General features: G+C 73.5%; 4 protein-coding genes. 2 read left to right on the plus strand and 2 right to left on the minus strand.

The genetic code is table 11. The features are described 5' to 3' along the window. Positions 1-308 (minus strand): DUF5685 family protein (locus E1291_RS39740; protein WP_242614673.1); only part of this gene is annotated, 308 nt, incomplete at its 3' end. Between the two features lie 116 nt (positions 309-424). Then, positions 425-1720: a helix-turn-helix domain-containing protein gene (locus E1291_RS39745; protein ID WP_131743165.1), complete on the minus strand. Its 1296-nt coding sequence runs from the start codon at positions 1718-1720 to the stop codon at positions 425-427. Between the two features lie 253 nt (positions 1721-1973). On the opposite strand from E1291_RS39745, the gene uraH reads away from it, so the two are divergent. Then, positions 1974-2372: a hydroxyisourate hydrolase gene (uraH, locus tag E1291_RS39750; protein WP_131743166.1), complete on the plus strand. Its 399-nt coding sequence runs from the start codon at positions 1974-1976 to the stop codon at positions 2370-2372. A gap of 107 nt (positions 2373-2479) precedes the next feature. After that, positions 2480-3925, plus strand: coding sequence for an NCS2 family permease (locus E1291_RS39755; protein WP_131743167.1), 1446 nt, complete (start codon positions 2480-2482; stop codon positions 3923-3925). The last annotated feature ends 279 nt before the right edge of the window (positions 3926-4204 follow it).

Consider the following 4204-nt stretch of genomic DNA (forward strand, 5'->3'; position numbering starts at 1 on the left):
GTCTTGCCGGCCGCCAGCAGCAGCGACGTCGCCGCCGCCAGCCGCGCCCCGGCCGCCCGCGCGCTCACCACCTCGGCCTTGCGCATCCCGCGCAGCGCGCACGGGCCCGCCGCGCGGCGCGGGGACAGCTCCGGCGCCTGCGCCTCCACCAGCACCGACACCAGCAGGCCGTCGTAGTTGGTCACGAGCCGCGCGGCCTGCCCGTGCTCGGCGCGCAGCGTCAGGCAGAGCCCGCAGAGATGCGCCGTCCAGTCCTTGAAAAGCGATCCGCACAGCACATGCCGACACGGGCGCACCACACCGAACATCCCCGGACATCTCCCCACCTCAGACGACTCGCAGCATTATTCATGGACGCGGCGGAGCCCGTGGTGGTTCAGCCGGGGAGATCCGGAACGTTCCGCCGCGCGGCGGACCGCCGCCCTCAGACCCCGACGCAGGTCAGGGCGCGCCGGTAGGCGGCCATCCGCGGCTCGCCCGCACCGGTCTCGGCGAGCACCTCGGCCAGGTCGAACCACGCCTGCGCGGCCTCCCGGGAGGACTCCATCTCCTCCAGGCACGTCGCGGCCCGGGTCAGCACCTCGACGGCGCGCTCCCGGCGGCCCAGCCGCACGCACGCCTCGCCGAGCACGGTCAGCGCCCCGGCGGTGGCGCGGCGCGGCGCGTCCCCGAGCAGGTCCAGCGCCTCCTCGGCCAGCCGCACCGCCTCCGCGGGACGGCCGAGCGCGGTCTCGGCGCGGGCCAGCTCGGTCAGGCACCAGGCGACGTCGATCTCCCCGGCGGAGCTGGCGCTGATCTCGGCGCGTACCCGGCCGAGCAGCTCGCGGGCGCGCACGGCCTGGTCGGGCCGGGCGCGCAGCAGCAGGCCGGCGTAGATGACGCGCAGCCGGTTGAGGTTGCGGGGGTCCTCCCCGTCGCCGGCCAGCATCAGCGCCCGCTCGGCGAGCGCGACGCCGTCCTCGTACTCGCCGCGGATCTCGGCGACGTAGGCGGCCTCCCAGTAGGCCACCATCCGCGCGCGGGGGGTACCGATCCGCTCGGCCCGCTCGACCAGCTGCTCGGCCAGGTGCCGGGCGCGGACGAGGTCGCCGCGCTCGATGAAGGCGGCCAGCAGCGCCGCGCCGAGGTGCACCGCCGCGTCGGTCGAGTCGGCGCCGGTCGCGATGAGGTGCCGTAGCGCGCCCTCGGCGGCCTGCACGCCCGCGCTGATGTCGCCCCGCTCGCGCAGGCAGCGGCTGAGCGCCACGTGCACCTTCGCCCAGTGGTCGAGGTCGGCCTCGGCGGACGCCTCGTCGGTCAGCTCCAGCAGCCCGGCGATCGCCTCCTCCAGCTCGCCGGCGGCCTCCAGGGCGAGCGCGTAGCCCCAGCGCGCCTGGTGCAGCATCTCCGGCAGCGCGACGGCGTCGGCGCTGGCGAGCACCTCGGCGAACCGGCCGCGCGCCTCGGCCGCCGCGCCGTTGCTGAGCGCGATCTCGGCGTAGTCGAGCGTGACGCGCAGCTCGTCCACCACGTCCTCGCTGACGCCGCTGACCAGGTAGGTCGCCGAGCAGTTCAGCTTCGCCGCCAGCAGGTCGACCACGCTCGGGGCGGGGACCCGCTTGTCGCTCTCGATCAGCGAGATGTAGCTGTCGGAGAGCTCGGGGAAGGCGAGCTGCGCCTGGCTCACGCCCTGCCTGATCCGCAGGGCGCGGATGCGCTGCCCGAGTGTCTCGCGCTCCATCGTGAAACCACCGCCTACTAGGTTCTCGCCGGACGCGCCGCGCCGGGGCGAAGAAGAAGCCGACTCGATCCTCCAGTGTGCCGAAGTCCCGGCCCGCCCGATCACCGATCCGGAGGAACCGGTACCGAAGCGTGTTCACATGGACGTGCGGCCGAGGCTCGCGTGCGCACTTTGGCAGGCTATAGCGGACTCCTCCGGTCACGCAGCGCCGGGCGGGGACGATCCACCGGATCGTCCTGATGTACTGGCGGGCATGACCGTTTCGACACACGTGCTCGACACCCGCCTCGGCCGCCCCGCGCGGGGGGTGCCCGTCCGGCTGGACCGCCACGACGGCGGGGGCTGGCAGCACCTCGCAGAGGGCGCCACCGACGAGCACGGGCGCTGGGCCGTCCCGGACGCCGGCGCGGGCACCGGCGCGGACCCGGCCGCGGACCCCGGCACGGGCGCGGCGCCGGAGCCGGGCACCTACCGGCTGCGCTTCGGCGCCGGCCCCTACTTCGCCGCGCTGGCCGTCGCGACCTGTTACCCCGAGGTGAGCGTGATCTTCTCCGTCCCGGCGGACGGCGGCCCGCGGCACGTGCCGCTCCTGCTCGGCCCGTTCGGCTACTCGACCTACAGCGGCGGGCGGGACGGCGGCCGGGAGGGCTGAGCGGGGCGAACGCGGCCAGGGGACCGGTTCGCGACGGTGGGGCAGAGGGCAGTTACCCTGTGCTCGCCGAATTTCGAGATCATGCTTCTGGAAGCGGAGCGCTCCCCATGCACCAGTCTCCGGCCGCCAAGGCCGACGATCCCTCGTCCACGACGGGGACCGGGCCGCTGAACCGGCTGTTCGACCTGCGCGGCCGCGGCACGGGCGTCGCCCGCGAACTGCGCGGCGGCGTCACCACGTTCTTCGCGATGGCCTACATCATCCTGCTGAACCCGATCATCCTCGGCGGGGCGAAGGACGTCACCGGCGCGACCCTGTCGATCCCGCAGCTCACCACGATGACCGCGCTGTCCGCCGCGGTCACCACCGTGATCATGGGACTGGTCGGCAACGCCCCCCTCGCGCTCGCCTCGGGCCTCGGCATCAACGCGGTGGTGGCCTTCCAGGCGGCGCCGGTGATGACCTGGCCGCAGGCGATGGGACTGGTGGTGATCGAGGGCCTGGTGATCGTGCTGCTGGCGGTGACCGGCGTGCGCGAGCGGATCATGAACTCGATCCCGCTGGCGCTCAAGCACGCGATCGCGGTGGGCATCGGCGCGTTCATCGCGCTGGTCGGCCTGGTCGACGCCGGCTTCGTCACCTCCAGCGCGACCAGCCCGCCGCTGGCGCTCGGCACCCGCGGCCACCTGTCGACCTGGCCGGCGCTGGTGTTCGCGCTGACGCTGCTGCTGATGATCGTGCTGTACGCGCGGCGGGTGCCGGGCGCGATCCTCATCGGCATCGTCGCCGGGACGGTCGTGGCCGTGCTCGTCCAGGAGAACGTCTCGATCTCCAAGGGCGGCTGGGGCGTCGTGACCCCCGACATGCCCCACCGGCTCTTCGCCGCGCCCGACTTCGGGCTGTTCGGCGAGGTCGACCTCGCCGGCGGCTTCGGGAGGGCCGGCGTGATCACCGCGCTGGTCGTGCTGTTCACCCTCGTCCTGTCCGGGTTCTTCGACGCCATGGGCACGATCCTCGGCATCAGCGACGAGGCGGGCCTCGTGAGCGAGCGCGGGGAGGTGCCCCGGCTCGGCCGCATCCTGTCGGTGGACGGCCTGTCGGCGGCGTTCGGCGGGCTGACCAGCTCGTCCGCCAACACGGTCTTCGTGGAGTCGGCCGCCGGCGTCGGCGAGGGCGCGCGGACCGGCCTGGCCAACATCGCGACCGGGCTGCTGTTCGCGCTGACGCTCTTCCTCACCCCGCTGGCCGCGACCGTTCCCGCCCAGGCCGCCGCGCCCGCGCTCGTCGTGGTCGGCGCGCTGATGATGACGCAGGTCGCCAAGGTGGACTGGAACGACCTGGAGATCACGATCCCGGCGTTCCTCACCATCGTCCTGATGCCCTTCACCTACTCGATCACCATCGGGATCGGCGGCGGGCTGGTGGCCTTCGCGGCGATCAAGCTGGCGACGGGCAAGGCCCGCGAGGTGTCGGTGTGGCTGTGGCCGGTGGTGCTGCTGTTCCTGATCTTCTTCGCGATCCATCCCATCGAGCAGTGGCTCGATGTGAAGTAGTGGCGGGCGCGTCACGCATTTCTGGGCCCGGTGGGGAGTCCCGGCGGCATTGCGGGTGTCAAATAGTGCCGTCATGGCGTAAGCAGAAGGTAGAGCCTTACCCCCTGGTTTGAAAGGCATGGCTGTGGCGTCCGCGGACTCTTCCCTTCCTTCGCCCCCACGCGGCCATGTCCTGCTGGCCCCCGCGCGCTTCCACGGGGCGCTGACCGCGGCGGACGTGGCGCGGCGCCTCGCGGCCGGGCTGCGCCGCGCCCGGCCCGGCGTGCCGGTCGTCGAGCT

The sequence above is a fragment of the Actinomadura roseirufa genome, from assembly GCF_900659635.1.
Classification (GTDB): Bacteria; Actinomycetota; Actinomycetes; order Streptosporangiales; family Streptosporangiaceae; genus Spirillospora; species Spirillospora roseirufa.

What these genes read in the sequence shown, in the direction of transcription:
- uraH (WP_131743166.1), top strand. Translation starts at nt 1,974, where the DNA reads ATGACCGTTTCGACACACGTGCTCGACACCCGCCTCGGCCGCCCCGCG.
- E1291_RS39745 (WP_131743165.1), bottom strand. Translation starts at nt 1,720, where the DNA reads ATGGAGCGCGAGACACTCGGGCAGCGCATCCGCGCCCTGCGGATCAGG.
- E1291_RS39755 (WP_131743167.1), top strand. Translation starts at nt 2,480, where the DNA reads ATGCACCAGTCTCCGGCCGCCAAGGCCGACGATCCCTCGTCCACGACG.